Source organism: Staphylococcus sp. CWZ226 (genome assembly GCF_018986355.1).
GTDB classification, from domain to species: Bacteria; Bacillota; Bacilli; order Staphylococcales; family Staphylococcaceae; genus Staphylococcus; species Staphylococcus simulans.
Genome location: NZ_JAHMSB010000004.1, coordinates 84,048 through 108,506, shown reverse-complemented (window position 1 = coordinate 108,506; position 24,459 = coordinate 84,048). Strand labels below are relative to the sequence as shown.

24 protein-coding genes and 1 other RNA gene are annotated in these 24,459 nt (G+C 35.6%); 18 read left to right on the top strand and 7 right to left on the bottom strand.

Features of this window, described 5'->3' with window-relative positions:
• Positions 1–290: 290 nt before the first annotated feature.
• Entirely contained in the window at positions 291–1,193 is a 903-nt protein-coding gene (locus KRR19_RS04735; RefSeq protein ID WP_002481562.1) for a TIGR01777 family oxidoreductase, read from the bottom strand.
• A 583-nt stretch (positions 1,194–1,776) separates the two neighbouring features.
• Between KRR19_RS04735 and KRR19_RS04730 the strand changes: the two genes are divergently transcribed.
• Positions 1,777–2,565, top strand: a complete 789-nt coding sequence (locus KRR19_RS04730) for a DUF4887 domain-containing protein (protein WP_070626604.1) — start codon at positions 1,777–1,779, stop codon at positions 2,563–2,565.
• A gap of 44 nt (positions 2,566–2,609) precedes the next feature.
• Here KRR19_RS04730 and KRR19_RS04725 read toward each other — a convergent pair whose 3' ends face one another.
• Positions 2,610–2,834: a hypothetical protein gene (locus KRR19_RS04725; RefSeq protein ID WP_002481564.1), complete on the bottom strand. Its 225-nt coding sequence runs from the start codon at positions 2,832–2,834 to the stop codon at positions 2,610–2,612.
• 303 nt (positions 2,835–3,137) lie between these two features.
• Between KRR19_RS04725 and KRR19_RS04720 the strand changes: the two genes are divergently transcribed.
• The 12 genes from KRR19_RS04720 (at position 3,138) to ssrA (ending at position 15,665) form a co-directional block, all read left to right on the top strand.
• Entirely contained in the window at positions 3,138–4,163 is a 1,026-nt protein-coding gene (locus KRR19_RS04720) for a sugar-binding transcriptional regulator (RefSeq protein WP_002481565.1), read from the top strand.
• Positions 4,164–4,216: 53 nt separating this feature from the next.
• The gene (gene gap / locus KRR19_RS04715; RefSeq protein WP_002481566.1) at positions 4,217–5,224 is read left to right on the top strand and encodes a type I glyceraldehyde-3-phosphate dehydrogenase; all 1,008 of its coding nucleotides are present in this window, start codon (positions 4,217–4,219) and stop codon (positions 5,222–5,224) included.
• A 266-nt stretch (positions 5,225–5,490) separates the two neighbouring features.
• The gene (locus tag KRR19_RS12215; RefSeq protein WP_002481567.1) at positions 5,491–6,681 is read left to right on the top strand and encodes a phosphoglycerate kinase; all 1,191 of its coding nucleotides are present in this window, start codon (positions 5,491–5,493) and stop codon (positions 6,679–6,681) included.
• 39 nt (positions 6,682–6,720) lie between these two features.
• Complete coding sequence (gene tpiA / locus KRR19_RS12210; RefSeq protein ID WP_002481568.1) at positions 6,721–7,482, top strand: triose-phosphate isomerase; 762 nt, start codon at positions 6,721–6,723, stop codon at positions 7,480–7,482.
• A gap of 1 nt (position 7,483) precedes the next feature.
• Positions 7,484–9,001: a 2,3-bisphosphoglycerate-independent phosphoglycerate mutase gene (gene gpmI, locus KRR19_RS04705; RefSeq protein ID WP_002481569.1), complete on the top strand. Its 1,518-nt coding sequence runs from the start codon at positions 7,484–7,486 to the stop codon at positions 8,999–9,001.
• A 93-nt stretch (positions 9,002–9,094) separates the two neighbouring features.
• Positions 9,095–10,399, top strand: coding sequence for a surface-displayed alpha-enolase (eno, locus tag KRR19_RS04700; RefSeq protein ID WP_002481570.1), 1,305 nt, complete (start codon positions 9,095–9,097; stop codon positions 10,397–10,399).
• Positions 10,400–10,591: 192 nt separating this feature from the next.
• On the top strand, positions 10,592–11,059 hold the full coding sequence (locus KRR19_RS04695) for a hypothetical protein (RefSeq protein WP_002481571.1): 468 nt from the start codon (positions 10,592–10,594) through the stop codon (positions 11,057–11,059).
• Between the two features lie 88 nt (positions 11,060–11,147).
• Complete coding sequence (gene secG / locus KRR19_RS04690; protein ID WP_002481572.1) at positions 11,148–11,384, top strand: preprotein translocase subunit SecG; 237 nt, start codon at positions 11,148–11,150, stop codon at positions 11,382–11,384.
• Between the two features lie 93 nt (positions 11,385–11,477).
• The gene (locus KRR19_RS04685) at positions 11,478–12,218 is read left to right on the top strand and encodes an alpha/beta hydrolase (RefSeq protein WP_023015362.1); all 741 of its coding nucleotides are present in this window, start codon (positions 11,478–11,480) and stop codon (positions 12,216–12,218) included.
• A 43-nt stretch (positions 12,219–12,261) separates the two neighbouring features.
• Positions 12,262–14,625, top strand: a complete 2,364-nt coding sequence (gene rnr / locus KRR19_RS04680) for a ribonuclease R (RefSeq protein ID WP_002481574.1) — start codon at positions 12,262–12,264, stop codon at positions 14,623–14,625.
• Between the two features lie 63 nt (positions 14,626–14,688).
• Positions 14,689–15,159: an SsrA-binding protein SmpB gene (gene smpB / locus KRR19_RS04675; RefSeq protein WP_002481575.1), complete on the top strand. Its 471-nt coding sequence runs from the start codon at positions 14,689–14,691 to the stop codon at positions 15,157–15,159.
• Positions 15,160–15,304: 145 nt separating this feature from the next.
• Positions 15,305–15,665: a transfer-messenger RNA gene (ssrA, locus tag KRR19_RS04670) on the top strand.
• A gap of 105 nt (positions 15,666–15,770) precedes the next feature.
• On the opposite strand, the gene KRR19_RS04665 is transcribed toward ssrA, so the two are convergent.
• A complete protein-coding gene (locus KRR19_RS04665) occupies positions 15,771–16,460 on the bottom strand; it encodes a DUF4352 domain-containing protein (protein ID WP_207021110.1) in 690 nt (229 codons plus the stop codon).
• A gap of 443 nt (positions 16,461–16,903) precedes the next feature.
• Between KRR19_RS04665 and KRR19_RS04660 the strand changes: the two genes are divergently transcribed.
• Positions 16,904–17,512 carry a flavin reductase family protein gene (locus KRR19_RS04660; RefSeq protein ID WP_023015360.1) on the top strand — a complete coding sequence of 203 codons (609 nt, stop codon included), beginning with the start codon at positions 16,904–16,906 and terminating at the stop codon, positions 17,510–17,512.
• Positions 17,513–17,580: 68 nt separating this feature from the next.
• On the opposite strand, the gene KRR19_RS04655 is transcribed toward KRR19_RS04660, so the two are convergent.
• Positions 17,581–18,393 carry an oxidoreductase gene (locus tag KRR19_RS04655; RefSeq protein ID WP_105978163.1) on the bottom strand — a complete coding sequence of 271 codons (813 nt, stop codon included), beginning with the start codon at positions 18,391–18,393 and terminating at the stop codon, positions 17,581–17,583.
• A gap of 362 nt (positions 18,394–18,755) precedes the next feature.
• On the opposite strand from KRR19_RS04655, the gene KRR19_RS04650 reads away from it, so the two are divergent.
• Positions 18,756–18,959, top strand: coding sequence for a cold-shock protein (locus KRR19_RS04650; protein WP_002481579.1), 204 nt, complete (start codon positions 18,756–18,758; stop codon positions 18,957–18,959).
• A gap of 74 nt (positions 18,960–19,033) precedes the next feature.
• Here the strand turns inward: KRR19_RS04650 and KRR19_RS04645 are convergent, their stop codons facing one another.
• A complete protein-coding gene (locus tag KRR19_RS04645) occupies positions 19,034–19,780 on the bottom strand; it encodes a hypothetical protein (RefSeq protein ID WP_156666411.1) in 747 nt (248 codons plus the stop codon).
• 118 nt (positions 19,781–19,898) lie between these two features.
• A complete protein-coding gene (locus tag KRR19_RS04640; protein ID WP_002481582.1) occupies positions 19,899–21,203 on the bottom strand; it encodes a TrkH family potassium uptake protein in 1,305 nt (434 codons plus the stop codon).
• Between the two features lie 217 nt (positions 21,204–21,420).
• On the opposite strand from KRR19_RS04640, the gene KRR19_RS04635 reads away from it, so the two are divergent.
• The 3 genes from KRR19_RS04635 (at position 21,421) to KRR19_RS04625 (ending at position 23,528) form a co-directional block, all read left to right on the top strand.
• Positions 21,421–22,002: a LemA family protein gene (locus KRR19_RS04635; protein ID WP_002481583.1), complete on the top strand. Its 582-nt coding sequence runs from the start codon at positions 21,421–21,423 to the stop codon at positions 22,000–22,002.
• Complete coding sequence (locus KRR19_RS04630) at positions 21,999–22,856, top strand: TPM domain-containing protein (RefSeq protein ID WP_156666409.1); 858 nt, start codon at positions 21,999–22,001, stop codon at positions 22,854–22,856. The genes KRR19_RS04635 and KRR19_RS04630 overlap by 4 nt, the downstream gene beginning before the upstream one ends.
• Positions 22,857–23,324: 468 nt before the next feature.
• On the top strand, positions 23,325–23,528 hold the full coding sequence (locus KRR19_RS04625) for a sterile alpha motif-like domain-containing protein (RefSeq protein WP_023015356.1): 204 nt from the start codon (positions 23,325–23,327) through the stop codon (positions 23,526–23,528).
• Between the two features lie 224 nt (positions 23,529–23,752).
• On the opposite strand, the gene KRR19_RS04620 is transcribed toward KRR19_RS04625, so the two are convergent.
• Positions 23,753–24,268, bottom strand: coding sequence for a GNAT family N-acetyltransferase (locus tag KRR19_RS04620; protein WP_002481585.1), 516 nt, complete (start codon positions 24,266–24,268; stop codon positions 23,753–23,755).
• Positions 24,269–24,459 lie beyond the last annotated feature (191 nt).

The following is a 24,459-nucleotide window of genomic DNA, read 5'->3' as shown; positions in this document are numbered from 1 at the left end:
TCTTTTATAATGTTTTATTAAGTTAATGACGGTCCACCCTAATATAATAATTCCAACTATTAGGTAAAACAGTGCAATATATAAAGAAGGGATAGCTCGCGTCATTGAAAAACTGCCGATACATATTAAAAGTAATCCAGCAATGATTACTAAAATACGTGTTACAAGACTGCTTTTATCCATTCATACACCTTCATTCACTATACTTGCTATATCTGTATAAACGCTCGAATTTTTTATGATTTCATTTAGTAATAAGCGCTCACAATACAAATATATTATATAGCTTTTTACTCATGAACTAAACTATCAAGTGCTGATTTCAAGTCAGGATATGCAAATTTGAAACCATAAGCATCTAGGCGGTTCGGAATTGCTTTTTGCGTATCTAAGATAATCGTTGCTCTTTGTCCTAAGACTAAGCGTAACAGTGCACTTGGTACCCATAATTCATGTGGTTTGTGCATTGCACGTGCTAAAGCATAACCGAATAAGTTTTGACGCTCAGCAATAGGTGTTGTCATATTGAAGACGCCTGAAGCATCATCTTGATTGATTAAGAAAAGAATCGCACGTGTTAAATCTGTAATGTGAATCCATGAATACCATTGGAAACCAGTGCCTAATTTACCACCGAGATAGAATCGGTAAGGCAATTCCATGGTTGGTAAGGCGCCACCTTCATCTGAAAGAACCATACCAAAACGACCGATAATGACACGCGTATCATGTTGTTCGAATTTACGCGCAAAACGTTCCCATTGATATGTGATATCAGATAGGAAATCATGCGGATCGCATTTTGATAATTCTGTGTAAGTGCGGTGCACATCTGGTGTATAATAACCTACTGCACTTGCGTTGAATAAAATTCCAGGGAACTTACCTTTATGTTCAAACAATTCATAAAGTGATTGTGTGGCTTGAATACGACTTAACATCAAAGTTTGTTTATATTCATCTGTCCATCTTTTATTCAATGATGCACCTGCTAAGTTAATCACAATATCAATATGATCTGGGACTTTATCTTCCCAACCTTCTTTACTCCAGTTAACATAGGTGATCTTATCATCTAAGTTTTGACGATCTTGACGAGTTAAAATAGTAATATGTGAATCTGTACTGTGTATTGCATCTACTAAATGACTGCCAACTAAACCTGTACCGCCTGTAATAAGAAATTCTTTCATTTTTATATTCACCTCATTAATATTAAACAACGTTTTGGATACCGAAACCCAATAGATTATAGACATTCTAAACATTCATTATTTATTCAATGTTTAGTCATTAATATGTCAATTTAAACTATGTAATCTTGTTTAAATCACTTATAGCTAAGTTATAATAGAAGTACCTTCGAAATTAATTAAACATCTCTTAATTAAAAATAGTATACCCCATAATATACATGCGAAGGTGAAATTTTGACTCCCTTTAGTATTGGACCTATGCGAGCAACGTATAGGTCCTTTATCATGTCTTTTTACGGTTGTTGATGTAGTATATTATAACAATCTTATATCAATTAATCATCTTACTTGGTTTTTGACCAATTGCCTTCTGTTAACCCATTCAAATAAATATTGAAATTATAAAATGTTTCCTAAGCAAAATAATGTATACCCTAGTGGAAAATGTTATGATATATAAATGAATACAGCTCAGATATAATAGTGAAGATGTTGTAAAAAAGGGTATGAGTTAATATATCAAAATAAGTAACTCAAGTAACTTATAGAAAAAGAAAAGGGATTGGAAAGAGGAGAGCACATGTCTAACAATAAAATGAGCAAACCCGCTAAGATACTAAGTGCTGTAATCGTATTTTTCTTATTATTCGGTTTAGCATTTGCGACTTTTGCTTTTGTAGATAATAACAAGAAGAGCAGCGAACGATACAGTCAACAACAGAAAAAAGAAGAGCAAGAGAAAAAAGATCGTGCTGAAAAGAAAAAACGAGAGGCAGAAAAACGCAAAAAAGAAAAAGAAGAAGAGGAACAACGTCAACAAGAAATTGCTGATCAACAAGCAGCAGAGCAAGCAAGACAAAATGAATTAGCTGCACAACGTGAACAACAAAGACAACAAGCTGAACAAGCCCGTCAAAATGCAGCAACACAAAAAACGCAACAAAAAGAACAAAAACCACAAAAAGATAGTTCTGATGATAAAGAAGCACAACAAAAAGCTCAAGAACAAGCAGAGAAACAACGTGAGCAAGCTAGAGAAGCAGCTCAAGAAAGACAAAAAGCACAACAAGAAGCTCAGCAAAAACGTCAAGAACAAGCACAACAGCAAGCTAAAGAGCAAGCACAGCAACAACGAGAACAACAAGCTGCTCAGCAAAAACAACAGCAACAACAAAAACAGCAACAGCAAGAAAAACAACAACAAAGCAGTCAGCCCAGGCCAGGGCAAGAACAGCAGTCAAGGTCAGTAAATGAATCACAAAGCACTCAGCAAAGACAAGCACCACAACAAAATACACAATCAAGTCAGTCTTCAAGCTCGAACCAATCAAGTTCAAGTCAATCGAGCCAACAGAAGTCAGACGATTAATTCATAAAAAGGACCGCAATGCAAAAAGCACTGTGGTCCTTTCATTATGAGATAAAACTGATTAGCCAAGTGATAACGAGTGCGATAATCGCAACAACAGGTAAACAACCGCATCCGAATGGCGTGCAGCCGAAGGAATAATATTTTATTTTTCTATCCTGTTCGAAGCGGGAACGCTGGTGTTCACTTGGACTATGTTTAAAGTAATCATCATCTTTATAGCGAGGGTCATTGGGATCAATGACTTCAGGTTGGTCATTATTTGTCATGCAACTACCTCCTTCGTACATATCCATTATAAAGTAGGGAATACTGAAAATATAATGATAAGAAAAAGTGGTTTTCAGATGATTTCTTAAGTGGAAAAAGGGTATAATATATTTGTAAAGGTAGTGTTGTTCACAACAATATTGCTTAAATGAAGTTGAAGTGAGTGTTTAAGCTTGCTTTTTATTCCAGATGATAGTATTATGACAATTGTAAGAGATGTTATTTTTTTGTCCCACCTGGGACTAAAAACGTCAAAGCATGGTTGCATGTTGACCCTTAAATAAAAAGAGGAGGAAATAGTAGTGGAAGACTTGCTTAAAGTCCAACAGAAATTGATTCCTGAGCTTGTCGAAAAAATGTATCGAAGATTTACAATACTCACTACTATCAAAATGCACCAGCCAGTCGGAAGAAGAAGTTTAAGTGAATATATGAATTTGACTGAACGTGTGTTGAGATCAGAAACGAATACGTTGAAAAAGCAAGAATTAATCAAGGTAAAACCGACAGGAATGGAATTAACTCCTGAAGGCGATGAATTGATTGAATCCTTAGAATCATACTTTGACATGTATTCAGACGGTTATCATCTAGCACAACTGTTAAAAGAACGCTATCAAATTAAAAACGTTTATGTTGTTCCTGGTGATACCGATATGGATAGTGCTGTAAAAAAAGAGATGGGCAGCCAGGCAGGTCAGTTATTAGAACGAACTTTTTACGAAGATGCTATCGTTTCTATCACAGGCGGTTCCACAATGGCCTCTGTGAGTGAATCAATGCATGTACTACCATTCAAAACATTCTATGTCCCCGCAAGAGGTGGATTAGGTGAAAATGTGGTATATCAGGCGAATACGATTGCAGCAAGTATGGCACAGCAAACTGGCGGAGAATATACAACATTATATGTTCCTGACAATGTCAGTGAATCAACATATGAGTTGTTGCTTCAAGAGCCCTCAGTTCGAAATACATTAGAAATAATTAAACAATCAAATATAACCGTCCACGGCATTGGTGATGCGCTGAAAATGGCAAATAGACGTCATTCGTCTAAACAAGTGATTGAAAAGCTTCAACATCACAATGCAGTCGGAGAAGCATTTGGATATTATTTCGACAGCGAAGGTCATATCGTTCATAAAGTTAAAACGATAGGACTTCAAATGGAAGATTTAGTATCGAAGCAATATATCTTTGCTGTAGCTGGAGGTGCTTCAAAAGGAGATGCGATCAGAGCGTATCTATCCATTGCTCCTAAGAACACAATTCTAATTACAGATGAAGGCGCAGCAAGAAATATAGTTCAATCACAATCAATTTAGTTTAAAAAAGTGACTTCACTTTTTAACAATATCTTTTAAAGGAGGCCATAATAATGGCAGTTAAAGTAGCAATTAATGGTTTTGGTAGAATCGGTCGTTTAGCATTCAGAAGAATTCAAGATGTTGAAGGTATCGATGTAGTAGCAGTAAACGACTTAACAGATGATGAAATGTTAGCACACTTATTAAAATACGATACAATGCAAGGACGTTTCACTGAAGAAGTTGAAGTTGTAGATGGCGGATTCCGCGTGAATGGTAAAGAAGTTAAATCATTCGAAGAACCAGATGCAAGCAAATTACCTTGGAAAGATTTAGACATTGATGTCGTATTAGAATGTACTGGTTTCTACACTAGCGACGAAAAAGCACAAGCTCACATTGACGCAGGTGCTAAAAAAGTATTAATCTCTGCACCAGCAACTGGTGACGTTAAAACAATCGTTTATAACGTAAACCAAGATACTTTAGACAGCTCTGACGTAATCGTTTCAGGTGCTTCTTGTACTACAAACTCACTTGCTCCAGTAGCAAAAGTATTAAATGACAGCTTCGGTTTAGTAGAAGGTTTCATGACTACTATCCACGCTTACACTGGTGACCAAAATACTCAAGATGGTCCACACAGAAAAGGCGACAAACGTCGTGCTCGTGCAGCAGCTGAAAACATCGTTCCTAACTCAACTGGTGCTGCTAAAGCAATCGGTAAAGTAATTCCTGAAATCGACGGAAAATTAGACGGTGGCGCTCAACGTGTTCCTGTAGCAACTGGTTCATTAACTGAATTAACAGTTGTATTAGACAAAGACGTAACAATCGAAGAAGTAAACGAAGCTATGAAAGCAGCTTCTAACGAATCATTCGGTTACAACGAAGACGAAATCGTATCTTCAGACGTAGTTGGTATGACATTCGGTTCATTATTCGATGCAACTCAAACTCGTGTTATGACTGTATCTGGTCGTCAATTAGTTAAAGTTGCAGCTTGGTATGACAACGAAATGTCTTACACTGCACAATTAGTACGTACTTTAGAATACCTTATCAAAGACGTAAAATAATCTATAAACAATAATATTAAGGTCTGAATTTAACAAGCGGTAATGTGTTGTTGAAATTCGATGACCAGCTTATGAGTAAGCGGGGAGGCACATACGCTTCTCCGCTTATTTTCATTAAGTACATGGTTATTAGAGTAGATATTTTCAGAAACATGAAAAATTTCATTTGATTCTGTATTTATATCTGCATTATTTCTGCCCATATGCTAACCTCAAATTACAGACATTTTATAAATTCGCGCTTTTATTCAAAGGAGGAAGTTTTGATGGCAAAAAAACATGTATCTGATTTAGATTTAAAAGGGAAAGTCGTATTAGAACGTGCAGACTTCAACGTACCATTAAAAGATGGAGAAATTACAAACGATAACCGTATCGTTCAAGCTTTACCAACAATTGAGTATATCCTTGATCAAGGTGGTAAATTAGTTTTATTCTCTCACTTAGGTAAAGTTAAAGAAGAAAGTGATAAAGAAAAATTAACATTAAAACCTGTAGCAGTTCGCTTAAGCGAAAAATTAGGTAAAGATGTTAAATTCGTACCGCAAACACGTGGTAAAGAACTAGAAGATGCAGTTGCTGCATTAAAAGAAGGCGAAGTACTTTTAGTTGAAAATACACGTTTCGAAGACTTAGACGGTAAAAAAGAATCTAAAAATGATCCAGAATTAGGTAAATACTGGGCATCTTTAGGTGATGTATTCGTTAACGATGCATTCGGTACAGCACACCGTTCACACGCTTCAAACGTAGGTATTGCATCTCACTTAGAAAGTGCAGCTGGCGACTTGATGGAAAAAGAAATCAAATTTATCGGTGGCGTTGTAAACAACCCTGATAAACCAGTTGTAGCAATCTTAGGTGGAGCGAAAGTTTCAGATAAAATCGGTGTAATCGAAAACTTATTAAATGTTGCTGATAAAGTCTTAATCGGTGGCGGTATGGCATATACTTTCCTTAAAGCACAAGGCTATGAAATCGGTAAATCTTTATTAGAAGCTGACAAAGTAGACTTTGCTAAAGATTTATTAGAACGTGCTGGAAACAAAATCGTTTTACCAGTTGATGGTAAAGTAGCTAAAGAATTCTCAAACGATGCACAAATCACAGTTGTAGATATCGATCAAATTCCTGAAGATCAAGAAGCGTTAGATATCGGACCAAAAACTGTTGAATTATTCAAAAAAGAATTAGAAGGTGCGCATACAGTAGTATGGAACGGACCTATGGGTGTATTCGAATTCGAAAACTTCGCACAAGGTACTATCGGTGTTTGTGAAGCTATTGCTGAATTAAAAGATGCAACTACAATCATCGGTGGCGGTGACTCAGCTGCAGCAGCAATGATGCTTGGATTCGAAGATGACTTCACACACATTTCAACTGGCGGCGGTGCATCATTAGAATATCTAGAGGGTAAAGAATTACCTGGTATTGCATCAATTAGCGACAAATAAGTTGTAACTTATTAATAAACTTTCAAGGAGCGTTTTATAATGAGAAAACCAATTATTGCAGGTAACTGGAAAATGAACAAAACAGTACAAGAGGCAAAAGACTTTGTTAAAGCTTTACCTCAATTACCTGATACAAACGAAGTTGAAGCTGTTATCTGTGCACCAACAATTCAATTAGATGCATTAACTACAGCAGTTAAAAACGGTGAAGCTGAAGGATTAGCAATCGGTGCAGAAAACACTTATTTCGAAGATAACGGTGCTTTCACTGGTGAAACTTCTCCAGTTGCGTTAGCTGACTTAGGTGTGAAATACGTTATCATCGGTCACTCAGAACGTCGTGAATTATTCTTCGAAACTGATGAAGATGTTAACAAAAAAGCACATGCAGTATTCAACCACGGTATGACACCAATTATCTGCGTAGGTGAAACACTTGAACAACGTGAAGGCGGAAAAGCTGAAGAAGTTGTCGGCGAACAAGTGAAAAAAGCATTAGAAGGCTTATCAGACGATCAATTGAAACAAGTTGTCATTGCTTATGAACCAATCTGGGCAATCGGTACTGGTAAATCTTCAACTGCTAAAGATGCAAACGAAATGAGTGCATTTGTTCGTAAAACAGTTGCAGATCTTGCTAGCCAAGAAGTTGCAGATGCAGTACGTATTCAATATGGCGGTAGCGTAAAACCTAACAACATTGCTGAATATATGGCTGAATCTGATATCGACGGCGCATTAGTCGGCGGAGCTTCATTAAAAGTTGAAGACTATGTAAAATTATTAGAAGGTGCTAAATAATATGGCGAAACAACCTACAGCATTAATCATCCTTGATGGTTTTGCAAATAGAGAAGATGTACACGGAAACGCAGTTAAACAAGCGCATAAACCTAACTTTGACCGTTATTATGCAAAATATCCTACAACTCAAATCGAAGCAAGTGGTCTTGAAGTAGGTCTTCCTGCAGGTCAAATGGGTAACTCAGAAGTAGGTCACATGAACATTGGTGCTGGCCGAATTGTTTACCAAAGTTTAACTCGCATTAATAAATCAATTGAAGACGGCGACTTCTTTGAAAACGAAGTATTAAACGAAGCAATTGAACACGTTAAAGCAAACAATTCTGCATTGCATGTATTTGGTTTACTATCTGACGGTGGTGTACACAGTCACTACACACATCTATTTGCAATCTTAAAATTAGCTAAACAACAAGGGCTTGATAAAGTCTATGTACATGGTTTCTTAGACGGCCGTGACGTAGATCAAAAATCAGCATTAAAATATGTGAAAGAAACTGAAGAACAATTCAAAGAAATCGGTATTGGTCAATTTGCATCAATTTCTGGTCGTTATTATGCAATGGACCGTGACAAACGTTGGGAACGTGAAGAAAAAGCGTATAACGCAATTCGTGACATTAATACACCTGAGTATGCAACAGCAGAAGAAGGTATCGAAGCAAACTATGCGAATGATTTAACTGATGAATTCGTTGTACCATTCTCAATCAAAGAACAAAATGAAGGCGTTCAAGATGGAGACTCAGTAGTATTCTTCAACTTCCGTCCTGACAGAGCGGGCCAACTTTCTGAAATCTTCACAAACAAAGATTTCAAAGGCTTTGAAGTGAACCAACCTAAAGATTTATTCTTTGCGACTTTCACAAAATACAACGATCAAGTTGATGGTCGTGTTGTATTTGAAAAAGTAGATTTAAAACAAACAATCGGTGAAGTTGCTGAAGCAAACAACTTAACACAATTAAGAATTGCCGAAACTGAAAAATATCCTCATGTTACTTACTTCATGAGTGGTGGACGCAATGAAGAATTTGAAGGAGAACGTCGTATTTTAATTGACTCTCCAAAAGTTGCAACGTATGACTTAAAACCTGAAATGAGCGCGTATGAAGTAAAAGATGCTTTATTAGGCGAGTTAGATAAAGGTGACTTAGACTTAATCATCTTAAACTTTGCGAACCCAGATATGGTTGGACACAGTGGTATGTTAGAGCCTACTGTAAAAGCAATTGAAGCAGTAGATGAATGTCTTGGTGAAGTCGTAGACAAAATCTTAGAAATGGGTGGCCATGCAATTATTACAGCTGACCATGGTAACTCAGACCAAGTATTAACAGACGATGATCAACCAATGACAACACACACAACTAACCCAGTTCCAGTTATCGTTACTAAAGAAGGCGTGACATTACGTGAAACTGGTAAATTAGGAGATTTAGCTCCAACGTTACTTGATTTACTTGATGTTAAACAACCTGAAGAAATGACTGGTGAGTCATTAATTAAACATTAATTGTTCACAATCAATATCGTTTAATTAATTCATTTTTTAAGCAAGACAAGTTATAATATATATGAAAGCAATTATGAAAAGGAGATTATCAACATGCCAATTATTACAGATGTTTATGCTCGCGAAGTTCTAGATTCTCGCGGTAATCCAACAGTTGAAGTAGAAGTATTAACTGAAAGCGGTGCATTCGGTCGTGCATTAGTACCATCAGGTGCATCTACAGGTGAATACGAAGCCGTAGAATTACGTGACGGTGACAAAAAACGTTACGGTGGTAAAGGTGTTACTAAAGCAGTTGAAAACGTAAACGAAATTATTGCTCCTGAAATCGTTGAAGGAGAATTCTCAGCATTAGATCAAGTTTCAATTGATAAAATGATGATTCAATTAGACGGAACAGAAAACAAAGGTAAATTAGGTGCTAACGCTATCCTTGGTGTTTCTATTGCTGTTGCACGTGCTGCAGCTGACTTCTTAGGTCAACCACTTTATAAATATTTAGGTGGATTCAATGGTAAACAATTACCAGTTCCAATGATGAACATCGTTAACGGTGGTTCTCACTCAGATGCGCCAATCGCATTCCAAGAATTCATGATTTTACCTGTTGGAGCTGACACATTCAAAGAAGCATTACGCTGGGGTGCTGAAATCTTCCACAACTTAGCTAAACTTCTTAAAGGTCGTGACTTAGAAACTGCAGTAGGTGATGAAGGTGGTTTCGCACCTAAATTCCACGGTACTGAAGATGCTGTAGACACAATCTTAGAAGCAATCAAAACTTCTGGTCTTGAACCAGGTAAAGATGTATTCTTAGGATTTGACTGTGCTGCTTCTGAATTCTACGAAGACGGCGTATACGACTACACTAAATTCGAAGGTGAAGGCGGCGCTAAACGTACTTCAGCTGAACAAGTTGACTACTTAGAAGAATTAGTTAACAAATACCCAATCATCACTATCGAAGATGGTATGGACGAAAACGACTGGGATGGTTGGAAACAACTTACAGATCGTTTAGGTAAAAAAGTTCAATTAGTAGGTGACGACTTATTCGTTACTAACACTAAAAAATTATCTGAAGGTATCGAAAAAGGTATTGGTAACTCAATCTTAATCAAAGTTAACCAAATCGGTACTTTAACTGAAACATTTGACGCTATCCAAATGGCTCAAAAAGCTAACTACACAGCAGTTATTTCTCACCGTTCAGGTGAAACTGAAGATACTACAATTGCTGACATCGCAGTTGCTACAAACGCTGGTCAAATCAAAACAGGTTCATTATCAAGAACTGACCGTATCGCTAAATACAACCAATTATTACGTATTGAAGACGAATTATACGAAACAGCTGAATTTGACGGCATCCATTCTTTCTACAACTTAGACAAATAAGATAGACTTTACTGATATTGAGTTCACGCAAAATTTAATTCAGTAACTTTACTACAGAAACTGTTAAGGTCTCATCAACCTTAGCAGTTTCTTTTTTGCTTTCTAATGCAGACACTCCCGCTCATGTTCAAGAACTGATATAATGAAAAACAATGGAAGTATTCTAAAGGCATGAAGGAGTTTGAAAAAATCATGGATACTGAAAACAATAAAGTAATGCGTGCAAAAAAATCGGGTAGATTTATAGCATATGCTTCACTCTTTTTAGCAATGATGTACGGCACATACATTTTTGTAGTGTTGGATAAAAGTGTTATTACAGACTTATTGACTTCTCATCAGATTGATGCAACGAAAAACGCAGTCGGAAATTTCTTAAATAGTTATCGCTTAACAGGAATTATGTATTTATTGGCTTATTTGTGTGGATTGATCGCAATTTGGAATCAACACCCTTATTTATGGTGGTTCTTATTTGCGGTTTATATTTCACAAACATTCTTTACAGCAGTAAACGCAGGCCCAATCTTACAAAGTATCGTCCATGTGAAATCATTCTATATGACATTACCATTATGGATTACACTAGCAGGATCGTTGATTTTGGCGCTGTATATGTTGATTATTTCTATCAAACGAAAAAGTACTTTTAATCGATAGAACCCTCAGTGTGTTATGAATTGAATTTGATAAATAGACACCTAACGTGTTATAATTGCTAGGTATATTATGAATGGAGGAGTAAAGCATGCACATTTTGTTGACAGTTTTATTAGTTATAGACTGTATCGCATTAATCACAGTTGTGTTACTCCAAGAAAGCAAAAGCAATGGACTTTCAGGAGCCATCAGCGGGGGCGCTGAACAGCTCTTTGGTGGAAAACAGAAACAACGCGGCGTGGATTTATTCTTAAACCGTGTCACAATTGTCTTATCTATTGTGTTTTTCGTTTTAATGCTCGCAATTACTTATCTCAATATGTAAATGTAAGGTCCGACAATGTTAAAGTCGGGCTTTTTTCATTATAATGGTAATGGTGTATTGTATATTTAGAAAGAGATGAAGGGATTGAACGACATGCAGATTAAATTGCCTAAACCGTTCTTCTTTGAAGAAGGTAATAGAGCAGTGTTATTATTACATGGATTTACAGGGAATTCATCAGACGTGCGCCAATTAGGCCGTTTCTTACAAAAGAAAGGTTATACTTCTTATGCGCCGCAATATGAGGGACATGCAGCACCGCCGGAAGAGATTTTACAATCTAGTCCGCATGTTTGGTTTAAAGATGCGTTAGATGGCTATGATTTCTTAAAATCTAAAGGCTATGATGAAATTGCGGTAGCCGGCTTATCCTTAGGTGGAGATTTTGCTTTGAAATTAAGCTTAAATAGAGATGTAGAGGGTATTGTAACCATGTGTGCGCCTATGTTTATTAAGACAGAAGGCTCAATGTACGAAGGTGTCTTAGAGTATGCACGCAACTTTAAGAAATACCAAGGAAAAGATCAAGAGACGATTGATCGAGAAATGGAAGCTTTCCAACCTACAGGTACATTAAAAGAATTACAACAAACAATTCAAAATGTCAGAGATCATGTAGATGAAGTCATGGATCCATTATTAGTCATTCAAGCTGAAAAAGATGACATGATTAATCCTGATTCAGCAAATGTGATTTATGAAGAAGCATCTTCTGACGAAAAAGATATTAAATGGTATGCCGATTCAGGGCATGTAATTACCATTGATAAAGAAAAAGAACAAGTCTTTGAAGATATTTATGAGTTTTTAGAAGGACTTGATTGGTCTGAATAAGACGAATCAAAAAATATAAATAAGAAAGAAAGGAGGGGGCATCATGGATTTAAAACAATCTGTCACAGAAATTATAAAACAACCTGATTATGAACCCATGTCAGTTTCAGATTTCCAAGACCGTTTAGGTTTAGATAATGCCGACTCATTTAGAGATTTAATAAAGGTGTTAGTTGAACTGGAACAATCAGGTTTAGTTGAACGAACAAAAACAGACCGCTACAAAAGAAAGGGTAATCAAAAAAATATGAAAGATAACTTAGTAAAAGGAACGTTAAGCCAAAACAAAAAAGGGTTTGCCTTCCTTAGACCTGAAGACGAAGATATGGAAGATATCTTTATTCCACCGACAAAAATCAACCGTGCGATGGATGGCGATACTGTTATTGTAGAAGTACAGCCCTCACGCGGAGATTTCAAAGGTAAAGTCGAAGGTGAAGTCAAATCTATTGAAAAACACTCAATCACACAAGTGGTAGGAACTTATACAGAAGGCCGTCACTTTGGATTTGTGATTCCTGATGACAAACGTATTATGCAGGATATCTTTATCCCTAAAGGTCAAAGTTTAGGTGCTGTTGAAGGCCATAAAGTGTTAGTTCAAATTTCTAAATATGCTGAAGGAAATGATAATCCTGAAGGTCATGTGTCTGCGATTTTAGGACATAAAAATGATCCAGGTGTAGATATTTTATCTATCATTTACCAACATGGTATTGAAATCGAGTTCCCTGATGAAGTCTTAAAAGAAGCGGAAGCTGTACCAGAGTATATTGAACCGTCAGAATTAGAAGGACGTAAAGATTTACGTGATGAATTGACGATTACGATTGATGGTGCAGATGCGAAGGACTTAGATGATGCGATTGCGCTTAAGAAATTGAAGAATGGTAATACGCAATTGACAGTCAGTATTGCGGATGTCAGCCACTATGTAAAAGAAGATTCAGCATTAGATAAAGAAGCGTATGATCGTGGAACAAGTGTTTACTTAGTAGACCGCGTTATTCCAATGATTCCACACCGTTTGAGTAATGGTATTTGTTCATTGAATCCTAATGTTGACCGTTTAACATTAAGCTGTCGTATGGAAATTAATTCAGATGGTAAAGTTGTTAAACATGAAATCTTTGATAGTGTCATTCAATCTGATCATCGTATGACGTATGATGAAGTCAACCAAATCATTACTGATCATGATGAAAATGTGCGTGCACAATACCCAGATGTGACACCGATGTTAGACTTAGCAAAAGAATTAAGTGAAACATTAATTCAAATGCGTAAACGTCGTGGTGAAATCGACTTCGATATTGATGAAGCGCAAGTGATTGTCAATGAAGAAGGAATTCCAGTAGATGTGAAGATGCGTGAACGTGGTGAAGGTGAACGTTTAATTGAATCATTCATGTTAGCAGCGAACGAAACAGTCGCTGAACATTTCAATAAAATGGAAGTACCCTTTATCTATCGTGTCCACGAACAACCTAAATCAGATCGCTTAACGCAATTCTTCGAGTTTATTACGAACTTCGGTATTCTAGTAAGAGGCACAGGAGAAGATGTATCTCCAAGTACGCTTCAAGAAATTCATGAGAAAGTAAAAGGTCTTCCAGAACAAACGGTTGTATCTACAATGATGTTACGCTCAATGCAACAGGCACGTTATGAAGATGTGAACTTAGGTCACTTCGGCTTATCTGCAGATTATTATACGCACTTCACATCGCCAATTCGTCGTTATCCTGACTTAGTAGTACATCGTTTAATCCGCAAGTACTTGATTGAAGATTCAATGAGCGGCAAAGAACTTCGCAAATGGGAAGACAAATTGCCGGAAATTGCGGAACATACGTCTAATCGTGAACGTCGTGCTATCGAAGCAGAACGTGATACAGATGAACTTAAGAAAGCAGAGTTTATGCTTCAACATATTGGTGAAGAATTTGAAGGTATTGTCAGCTCAGTCGCGAACTTTGGTATGTTCGTAGAATTACCGAATACTGTTGAAGGTATGGTTCATGTATCAAGTATGACAGACGATTATTACCAATTCGCTGAAGGTCAAATGGCAATGATTGGTGAACGTACAGGTAATGTTTTCCGTATCGGTGATACAGTGAAGATTAAAGTCGTCAACGTAGATGTTGATCAACGTATGATTGATTTCCAAATCGTAGGTATGCCTGAACCAAGACGTAGAAAATCAAATGAACGTCCTGCACGTGGCACAACGATTCAAACGAAAACACGTGGTAAAAGCTTAGGCGGCGACAAGAAAAAAGGTAAGAAGAAACAGCGTAAAGGTAAAAACCAACGTAATCGTGATAAACAAAAGGACACGAACCACAAACCGTTTTACAAAAGTAAAAAGGTAAAACAAAAAGCGCGTAAAAAGAAAAAATAAGAGATATTGAGTGGGATGGCCGCTCCTCTCTTTTTATAAAATTTTCAACAAGAGGTGAACACGATGTCGAAGAAGAAGAAAAAGTCTCCTGGTACTTTAGCGGAGAATCGTAAAGCCAGACATGACTATAATGTAGAAGATACGATTGAAGCGGGCATTGTGTTAAAAGGTACAGAGATTAAATCGATTCGTCGTGGCAGCGCAAACTTAAAAGATAGTTTCGCTCAAGTAAAAAATGGTGAAATTTACGTTCATAATATGCATATTGCGCCATACGAAGAAGCCAATCGATTTAATCATGATCCAGTGCGACCAAGAAAATTACTCTTACACAAAAGAGAAATTGAAAAATTAGGCACACGTACAAGAGAAATCGGTTATTCGATTATCCCATTAAAACTGTATCTGAAACATGGTGTATGTAAAATGTTGATTGGCGTCGCAAGAGGTAAGAAGAAATATGACAAACGTCAAGATCTTAAAGATAAAGCAATTAAACGCGACATGCAGCGTGCGATGAAAGATCGTTATTAAGGGAAAGCAGGTTAAACCTGCTTCCCGCATTCTTAGTTTATTTGAAAATCATTTATAAACAATTATATTGATTACTAAATGCATATTTGATATGATAAAGAGTGCTATTGGATTCTAGTGAATAGAATCTATTTAATATTATTTCGGGGGCGTTTTGGATTCGACAGGGGTCCCCAGAGCTTATTAAGCGTGTCGGAGGGTTGTCTCCGTCATCAACACACACAGTTTATAATAACTGGCAAAACAAACAATAATTTAGCAGTAGCTGCCTAATCGCACTCTGCATCACCTAACAGCATCGCCTATGTGCTGTTAACGTGATTCAACTTTAGTAGGATACGCTAGGCACTGCTGTTCGAAGTCTGTCTAGAAGAGATTAATCGAACTAGCATGATGTTGGTTGTCTATTTCCTACCATCATGTGAAATTTGAATAATAGACTACACACGTAGAAAGATTTGTATCAGGATCCTTGGACGCGGGTTCAAATCCCGCCGCCTCCATACATAGAGCCTTTAACCATTGCGGTTAGAGGCTTTTATTTTTTGTTGCTACAGAAAAAGGAACGGTGAGAAATTCACCGTTCCTAAATTGTTTTAGAACATAGACATTTATTTTAATTCGATTTTTGCTGTTTCTGTTCCCCAAAAACCAGACTGTACTTGCAATACTAAATTATCTTTTTCGGCAATACTAGGTGCTACATCAAATACAAGTTTTGCATTTTTTGTACTTTCGGGATTGATTTTGTCACCAATAAAACCTAAATCATCAGGCGATACAGCTTGGTTTGCAGTGATTGTTGCAGAACCATCAGTTTCAAATGTTTTTTTATCGCTTAAAAGTTTAAAGAACGAATCGGTAATGTCTACAGCTTTATCTCCGTTATTTTTAACTGTAATATCTAATACTATGAATTTGCCTTTTGCATTATTTGTCATTACATCTCCAACTTGATCTACAATGGCTTTATTAGTTACATTAAACTCCATTTTTCCGACTTTAACAACTTCGTTCATTTTATTCGATGATTTTGTTTCTGGTTTTTTATCATTTTTTTTTACCTCTTGTTTATCTGATTTTTGTTCTGTTTTAGTCTTGCTTGTGTTATTGTCAGTCGGTGTCTTATTAGTCATCATATTAACCACACTTATTGCAACTAACACAGTAATCAAGATTTTTACCCATAACTTCCAGTTTTTCTTAAACTTCCACATTAGGAATAATCCTACTGGGAATACAAATAATAGCATTAAAATTGTGAACCAAGTTGACTGATACCACTTTTCTTTTTCTTTCATGTTGATTCCTCCTGATGTTGTTTGTTTTTATAATTAAGCGTAAGAAAACTCAGTTATCAATCTTAGATTTTATGAATCAAGTAAAGTTAAATACAATTTCCGCTTATTTATCAATGTAAATAAGTAGTTAGTATCTAAATTGCTGTCTTTATATAGAATCGAAGAGATAATAGATAACTAAATAGTGCAATATAGTTACCTTAATTATTTTATAACGTTTAAATTATATCACTTTAATCTTTGTTTTTAACAAAACGGGCTAAATAATTTAAAAAAATTGAGGTGACTGTCAAAAAAGTGTCATTAAAATATCACTAAAATATTTTAATATTAATCTTTGTGAACTGAATTAAATGACTTGTTCATGTATAAGTCCTTAAGATTTATGATGGTGCAGAAATATTATAGAATGTATGGATATGAAATAGAAAGGTGATATGAGTATGTATATAAATCCAAAAGACTTAGAAACAGGAAATATGTATAAAATGTTGATAGGTACAGTGACACCTAGACCAATTGCTTTTGTCACTTCACAAGATGAAAAAGGTAATGTAAATGCAGCACCCTTTGCATTCTTTAATGTAGTGTGTCCTGAACCACCGATGCTGATGATATCTGTAGGTAAAGATAATGGGGAACTTAAAGATACAAGTGCAAACATTCTAAGTACTAAAGAATTTGTGGTGCATATTGTAGATGAAGATATCGTTAAAGATGTGGTGAAAACAGGCGATAATTATGGGGCTGATGTGAACGAACTAGACATGACTGATCTTACAACAACAGATTCTAAAGTTGTGAATGTTCCTAGTGTGAAAGAAGCCAAAGTTCGATATGAATGTGAATTAGTTCATCATTTAGAATTAGGAGATGAACAAAAAGGAACAGACATGCTTGTAGGACAAGTAAAATCAATTTACATTGATGATGAAATTTATGATGTAGATAAAGCTTATGTGGATGTTGAAAAATTAAATCCAATTACACGTGTGGTAGGTAATCATTATGTAAGAATTGGTGAGCCTGTAGAAGATTTATTAGATAAATAAAAGCCGCTATTTGTATAAAAAGGTCTAACATTGATGGATGAATTTTATCAATGTTAGACCTTTCTTTTTTAACTTAAGCGTCTAGCAATGTGATCAAAGAGTCTTGCTGGTAAAATGGCATGTAAGAAAACAAGAGGTTTTGCGCCCATACCGATTAAATAACGTGCTTTAGGTTTCTTTTTTGAAGCGGCCTTTAAAATAGTATCGGCAATAATTTTAGGGTTTGAAAGTAAATTAGAATTATATTGTTTGTGCATACCTTCTGCTGCTTTCAAAGCCGCTTTTTCATATGCACCGCCTTTAGCTGATGCTGCTAATTGATCTGCTGCGATATGACCCCAATCAGTTTTGATGCCACCAGGTTCAATAATAGAAACTTCAATGCCAAATGGCTCAACTTCCATTCTTAAAGCATCACTGAAAGCTTCTAAAGCGTATTTAGTGGCATGATACCATGCGCCAAAGTATGAAGTGAAACGGCCACCCATCGAGGATATATTAATGATTTTCCCAGAATGTTGTTTACGCATATAGGGCAACACTAATTGAGTGAGTCGTGCTAAACCAAAAAGATTTACTTCAAATTGTTTTCTTGCTTCTGAAATTTCTACATCTTCTATAGCTCCGTACGAACCATAACCCGCATTATTAATGAGAATATCGATACGATTTTGTTCTGAAATCACTTGTTCAACAGTTTTTTGTATGGATGATTCATCTGTAATATCCATTTTTATTGCATGTATATTTTTTAAAGCGTTCAGTTTTTCTATTCTTCTACCAACACCATAAACAATGTATCCTTTATCAGCTAAAAGTTGTGCTGTTTGAAAACCAATTCCACTTGTTGCACCTGTAATTAATACGACTTGTTTGGTCATATCATCACTCCTTTTCTATTTAGTGAATTAATCATACCTGATTAATGAGAATTATGGAATTAAATTGCATACTAATCAATTTTACTTGACTTATTATAGGTTTATAGGTTTCGTTTTCCACCATCTAAATGACAAATATTTGTGAATTTAATGATTATATTGTCTGAATAATTGTGGTAACTAAATTATTTTGAAGAAATGAGGCAAAAGGGTATACAAACCTAAATAATGGGTGTAGTATAGTACTTAAGTAATTGTTCGTGAAATTGATTTGCAGTTTTAATTCGTATGAATTTACTCCCATTGATTTTTATAAACAAGTTACAAATATTCGTGCAAAAGCACATACGGAGGATTTTTATATGAATAGTGGTACAGTTAAATGGTTTAACGCAGAAAAAGGTTTTGGATTTATCGAAAGAGAAGATGGTAACGACGTATTCGTACATTTCTCAGCTATCCAAGGCGAAGGTTACAAATCATTAGAAGAAGGCCAAAAAGTTGACTTCGACATCGTTGAAGGCGACCGTGGCGAACAAGCTGCAAACGTTGTAAAAATGTCATAATTTTTACCTAAACTGATTAAAACAGCACAACAATCTGAAAAGGTTGTTGTGCTGTTTTTTGTTTACCTTCTTATTTATTGTTTGTAGTGATCGAATTTACCAGCTTCGATGTCTGCTTCTCTTCGTTCTATTTCATCATAAACTGCTTGTTGTTCAGCTTCATCACCATCATAGTATCCTTGTTCAATCGCATGTTTGGTTTGAATTTCAGCTGAAGATAATCCGCCGTTATATTTTTTTCGTAAAGCATCGATATATTCTTCTTCTGTTTGCGCTGCATTGATTTCCGCATTTACATCTTCTGTTGGCTCCTCAGCTTGTGACTGTGCATTTTGATTGTAGACAGATTGTTCAGCACCACTTTCTATACGCAGTGAGCTTTCATATGCGGCACTGGCAGGACCTTCTGTCACATTGCCTTGTGGAATTACGCCATTCGCAACGGCACTATTATAAGCTTTGATCTTATCAATTTCTGCATAATTACCATAAATTACATTTTCTAAAGTTGCTCTGTCGGTGATATTGCTTAAATCAACTTGTTGGCTTTGTTGATTTTGTTGATTCTGTTTTTCTGCAGTTGATTCATCTTTATTTTGCTGTTCAGTGTTTGCTTGTTGTTCGTCTTGCGTATTATTTTCTTTTTGTTGATTTTTGTCTGTTTGTTTTTTCTTTTCATTTTCTTCATTTTTAGATTGTGATTTGTCTTTCTTTTCAGTAACTGCTTTGTCTTCGGTATCTTCTTTTGGTTTTTCATCATTTTGCCCGCATGCTGAAACGATTAATATACTCATGGCTAAGAGTGCGAATAACTTTTTCATTGAATCAACAACCTTTCTCTCTGTATGTGTATTACTTAACTATAGCCATCTTTCAGATGGTATGAAACCCTTTTCAAAATAAAAAAGACCTGTAAAAACAGGTCTAGTGAAGATTAGGTTATAAATAAATATTACCTTTTGCATATTGATAAAATCGTTTTTTGCTTGGGATGAAGAGTGCTAATACTGTGACAACACCTAATTTACCGCAAATCATCACAATAATAATGATGATTTTAGTTAATGTACCATATTCAGAAGTGAAGTTCATACTTAAGCCGACTGTACCAAAAGCAGACACGACTTCGAAGATGACTTTCATGAAAGGTGTTGTTTCATTTAATAGACTAACAATAAATGTGACAGTTAATACAAAGATAAAGCTGACTGTTGTGACCGCAATGGCTTTCGCAATTGTTTTAGGTTTGATTGTTCTGCTGAAGATAGTGGTATGGTCTTCATTGCGTAAAGTACTATAAACAAACATAATCATAACAATGAAAGTTGTGACTTTAATCCCACCAGCAGCACTAAACGGTGCACCGCCGATAAACATAAGTACCATCATCATTAATGCGGTAGGGGTATGAATTAATTCTAAGTCAACAGATTGGAAACCTGCTGTTCTTGTTGTGACGGATTGAAAGAATGAAGTCCCAAGCTTACCCCACATACTGAAAGGTTTTAAAGTATTGTTGAACTCTAATAAAAAGTAAAGCGCCATGCCGCCAAAAATTAAGACTAATGTTGTTGAAAGCACAACTTTGGTATGTAGCTTTAGTTTATTTAATCTTCTAGTTTTTACTAAATCTGACATGACTACTGGTCCCAGCCCGCCCATAATAATTAAAATGGGAATGACAAGCGTAACAACTGGATCATCATTAAATCCAATCATATTCTTAGAAAATAATGCAAATCCTGCATTATTAAAGGCTGAAACAGAGGTAAAGATGCTGATAAATAATCCTTTGCCGAAGCCATATCTAGGTACGAAAGATAAGGCAAGTAATAACATGCCTATAAATTCTGTAGACAAGCTATAGAGTGTTAGTTGTCGAATTAAACGAACCATTCCGCCTGGCTCATCAACATTCCAAGTGACCATGATTAATTTGCGTTCATGCATAGAAATTCTGCGATTCGCTATGATTAAAGTGAGTGTCGTAATGGTCACAATCCCTAAACCGCCAATTTGAATTAAAAACATAATAATAAGGTCACCAAGCCAGTTGAATTGCGAAGTAATATCCACAGTTGATAGGCCAGTGACTGTAAATGCGCTTGATGCGACAAAGAATGCATCGATAAAAGATGTATATTGTTTACCAGTCCATGGCAAATATAATAACAGTGCACCTAGTAATGTCGTGCTCAGAAATAGTAATAAATAAACAGTTAAGGGTTTCTTTAGGAAAGCCACATAAACACCTTCTTTAATAGGGTAGATTTTGGTGTATATTTTAAATACAACTGTTATTATACATCCATTTTCTGTAATTGCATCTGTCAATTACCAAAAAATAAAAATTAATTTTTTGTAAAGATTTTAAAGGTTGATTGCAATCTTCAACTTTAGCCAGATAGGGTATCAATATTGTATAATTAAAATGAATAATTTTAAGCAAAAGGAGAAATATATGAAGAAAATACTTACACCGCTTATTATTATCGGCATTGTTATTGTCATCATTGGAGTTACAATGATTGGCCCATATAATAAACTTGTCGGTATGGACGAAGATACGAATACAGCACTTTCAAACATCGATAACCAATTACAACGTCGTGTAGACTTAATTCCTAACCTTGTGAACACTGTTAAAGGTTACGCTAAGCATGAAGAAGATGTATTTAAACAAGTTTCTGATGCACGTAGTAAACTTGCAGGTGCATCAACACCAAAAGAGAAAGCGGAAGCTAATGGCGAAGTCAATTCTGCATTAAGCAGATTATTAGCTATCAGTGAAAATTATCCTGATTTAAAAGCAGATAAACAATTTACAGGATTACGTGACGAGCTTGCAGGTACAGAAAATAGAATTGCAGTAGCACGAAATGATTACAATACATCTGTTAACAAATATAACCAAGCGATTCGCCATTTCCCAACAACCATTGTAGCTAAGCTATTCGGATTTGATAAGAAAGAATACTTTAAAGCCGAAAGTGGTGCAGACAAAGCACCTAAAGTTGATTTCGGCACTGACTCATCTCAATGATCAGAAAAAGTGCCAGCGTCTTAGCTGTCATATGGGTTGGGATGTTACTCGTCGCACAAAGTATGTTTGCGGCATCAGATAAATTTCCGGAATTAGAACAACCTGTTTTTGTACAAGACCACGCAGATTTGATTACGAGCCAAGATAAAGATGAGATGGCTAAAAAAGGCCAAAAACTTCAAGACGGTACAGATTCAGACATTTTGGTGATGACCATGAAATCAATCGGACAAACACCAAAAGAAGATTATGCTTATCAAGCAGGCCGACATTATAAAGTCGGTGATCAAAAGCATAGTCGAGGCGTTGTAATTTTAGTCAATTTAGATAACGGCAATGAATATCAAAATCGTGGTATTCAAGTTACGGTTGGCCGAGGGTTAGAAGGTGTCTTAAATGATGCTAAAGTCGGCGCATTGATTGATGATAACTTCATGCCTTATGCTGAAAAAGCAGGACAGACTGATAATAAAGAAAAACAAAAAGCATATTACAGTCAAGGCATCACACAACTTTATAATGCAATTTGGAAAGAAATAGCCAAAGCTTATGGCTATGATGGTGAAAAATTTACTGAAGATACACCTAAAGCGCAAAACCAATCAGAAGGTGATGGGCCATTCAGCTTATTTGGTATTATTTTTATTATTATCATTATCATCATTATTATCTCCATTAAAAATGGTGGCGGCGGACCTCCAAGAGGGGGCGGTCGCAGAAGAGATAATACAGGTACTTGGTGGGTCGGCACTGGAGGTTTTGGTGGAGGTTCATCAAGTGGCGGTGGTTTCAGCGGCGGCAGCTTCGGCGGAGGCGGCGGCTTCGGCGGCGGAGGTGCTGGACGCGGATTCTAACAACCGAATTGTATTTATCAGAAGCAGAGCATTTCGTGCTCTGCTTTTTTATGAGGTTTAATTGTTTAAAATGTAATGTTCATTCTGAACTCATAACTATTTAAAGATTCGCACGAAATTATGAATTTTATGTAAAAAATGTGTATAAAATATATCAATTTAAATAAGAATATCTTGTATTTCTTGTGTGTTTAGGCTAACTTTATAATTAAGATGTATAAATGATTGCATATAGAGAACAAAGTCATCTTAAAGTTTTCGAACATTGCGTTACAAAAGAGAAAAGGTTTGGATATAAATACAGTTGTTTGTTAAATAAGATTTTTTTATTAACTGTATTTTATTCCGATGCTTATGTTATACTGTTGAAAAAGCCTATTTAACTGATAAGAATGATTTCCTCTTTGGTGGAAATTTATCGTTGTTAATGTTTTTTCATTCAGAAATATCTTTAAGTGGGGTTGTTACATGAGTTTTTATAAGTTTATTATTACTTTTATGGAAGATGATACGCCATTCGGACAATTAGCCGATTGCATTGTAAGAGATCATAATTTTCCTAAAGAAGAAACAGATATAGATAATATATATGATTATGTACATGAGAATTATTTTGAACATCATCTTTTAGAATCAGCTAACAGAGCCATCAGTGTATATAAAAGTAACTAAAAGAAAAGCAAGTGCATCTCAAAATTGTGCACTTGCTTTTCTTATAGATAAAAATAAATCGTAAAAATTACGATTTATGGTTTACAAATAACGAAACGTCATGTAATATAAAACGTAACCGTTACGATTTACGGTCACTTAATTACAACTTACTTTACTTAATCAATTCGGTACACGGGAATGTACCGAATTTTTTTGCGTTCATTAGTGTTTTTCACAACGTATTAATTAACGTCTGCAGCCTTTTTAATAGGATAGATCAACCAATGCTCATCAATATATTCATCGCCATATTTACGAGAATTCGTTTCAAAACCTATTTTTGAGAAACCGTACTCACTATAGAAAGTCAGTGCGCTGATATTATTTGAAGCAACAGGGGCCATAATTTTCTCAATTTGAAGTTCAGTACAAAAGTTTGCGACAGTATTTAATAACTTCTCATCCAAATGGTCAATATCCTTCACATACATATTTTCAATTATAGCTTTATGCTGTGTTCCAACTATAATTGGATGGAATAATGTCAAAGCTCCCACTAATTCATTATTAAAAAATACACCGAACAGATATTGTGCATTGTTATTGGCGTCTATCAACTTTTTGAAATATTCCCTGCACACTTTGTCCTCATCATAAATCGCCCAAGTATAAATATTTTTTGGATCACTTGTAGCTTCTTTAAATAGCTGATAGACCTCTTCTAAATCATCAGGATTTAGTAATCTAATTTCTTTCATGGATTTAACACCTCTCTTATGACTTTCTTAACTTTTGCTTAAATTTAATAATGTGGTCATTATTGATAAGTTTAATTTAATATTATTATATACTTTTAATCAAAGCAACACTTAATAGGTGTCCCTAAGAAAAAAGTAAAGTTTGAAAAGCGATTGTTCACAATATTGGACGATTTTAACCAAAATATATG

What these genes read in the sequence shown, in the direction of transcription:
- KRR19_RS04620 (WP_002481585.1), bottom strand. Translation starts at nt 24,268, where the DNA reads ATGAAAGAAATTAGATTACTAAATCCTGATGATTTAGAAGAGGTCTAT.
- KRR19_RS12215 (WP_002481567.1), top strand. Translation starts at nt 5,491, where the DNA reads ATGGCAAAAAAACATGTATCTGATTTAGATTTAAAAGGGAAAGTCGTA.
- KRR19_RS04735 (WP_002481562.1), bottom strand. Translation starts at nt 1,193, where the DNA reads ATGAAAGAATTTCTTATTACAGGCGGTACAGGTTTAGTTGGCAGTCAT.
- KRR19_RS04635 (WP_002481583.1), top strand. Translation starts at nt 21,421, where the DNA reads ATGAAGAAAATACTTACACCGCTTATTATTATCGGCATTGTTATTGTC.
- smpB (WP_002481575.1), top strand. Translation starts at nt 14,689, where the DNA reads ATGTCGAAGAAGAAGAAAAAGTCTCCTGGTACTTTAGCGGAGAATCGT.
- KRR19_RS04650 (WP_002481579.1), top strand. Translation starts at nt 18,756, where the DNA reads ATGAATAGTGGTACAGTTAAATGGTTTAACGCAGAAAAAGGTTTTGGA.
- KRR19_RS04655 (WP_105978163.1), bottom strand. Translation starts at nt 18,393, where the DNA reads ATGACCAAACAAGTCGTATTAATTACAGGTGCAACAAGTGGAATTGGT.
- gpmI (WP_002481569.1), top strand. Translation starts at nt 7,484, where the DNA reads ATGGCGAAACAACCTACAGCATTAATCATCCTTGATGGTTTTGCAAAT.
- secG (WP_002481572.1), top strand. Translation starts at nt 11,148, where the DNA reads ATGCACATTTTGTTGACAGTTTTATTAGTTATAGACTGTATCGCATTA.
- KRR19_RS04665 (WP_207021110.1), bottom strand. Translation starts at nt 16,460, where the DNA reads ATGAAAGAAAAAGAAAAGTGGTATCAGTCAACTTGGTTCACAATTTTA.
- KRR19_RS04625 (WP_023015356.1), top strand. Translation starts at nt 23,325, where the DNA reads ATGAGTTTTTATAAGTTTATTATTACTTTTATGGAAGATGATACGCCA.
- eno (WP_002481570.1), top strand. Translation starts at nt 9,095, where the DNA reads ATGCCAATTATTACAGATGTTTATGCTCGCGAAGTTCTAGATTCTCGC.
- rnr (WP_002481574.1), top strand. Translation starts at nt 12,262, where the DNA reads ATGGATTTAAAACAATCTGTCACAGAAATTATAAAACAACCTGATTAT.
- KRR19_RS04695 (WP_002481571.1), top strand. Translation starts at nt 10,592, where the DNA reads ATGGATACTGAAAACAATAAAGTAATGCGTGCAAAAAAATCGGGTAGA.
- KRR19_RS04685 (WP_023015362.1), top strand. Translation starts at nt 11,478, where the DNA reads ATGCAGATTAAATTGCCTAAACCGTTCTTCTTTGAAGAAGGTAATAGA.
- KRR19_RS04730 (WP_070626604.1), top strand. Translation starts at nt 1,777, where the DNA reads ATGTCTAACAATAAAATGAGCAAACCCGCTAAGATACTAAGTGCTGTA.
- KRR19_RS04725 (WP_002481564.1), bottom strand. Translation starts at nt 2,834, where the DNA reads ATGACAAATAATGACCAACCTGAAGTCATTGATCCCAATGACCCTCGC.
- gap (WP_002481566.1), top strand. Translation starts at nt 4,217, where the DNA reads ATGGCAGTTAAAGTAGCAATTAATGGTTTTGGTAGAATCGGTCGTTTA.
- KRR19_RS04660 (WP_023015360.1), top strand. Translation starts at nt 16,904, where the DNA reads ATGTATATAAATCCAAAAGACTTAGAAACAGGAAATATGTATAAAATG.
- KRR19_RS04645 (WP_156666411.1), bottom strand. Translation starts at nt 19,780, where the DNA reads ATGAAAAAGTTATTCGCACTCTTAGCCATGAGTATATTAATCGTTTCA.
- KRR19_RS04630 (WP_156666409.1), top strand. Translation starts at nt 21,999, where the DNA reads ATGATCAGAAAAAGTGCCAGCGTCTTAGCTGTCATATGGGTTGGGATG.
- tpiA (WP_002481568.1), top strand. Translation starts at nt 6,721, where the DNA reads ATGAGAAAACCAATTATTGCAGGTAACTGGAAAATGAACAAAACAGTA.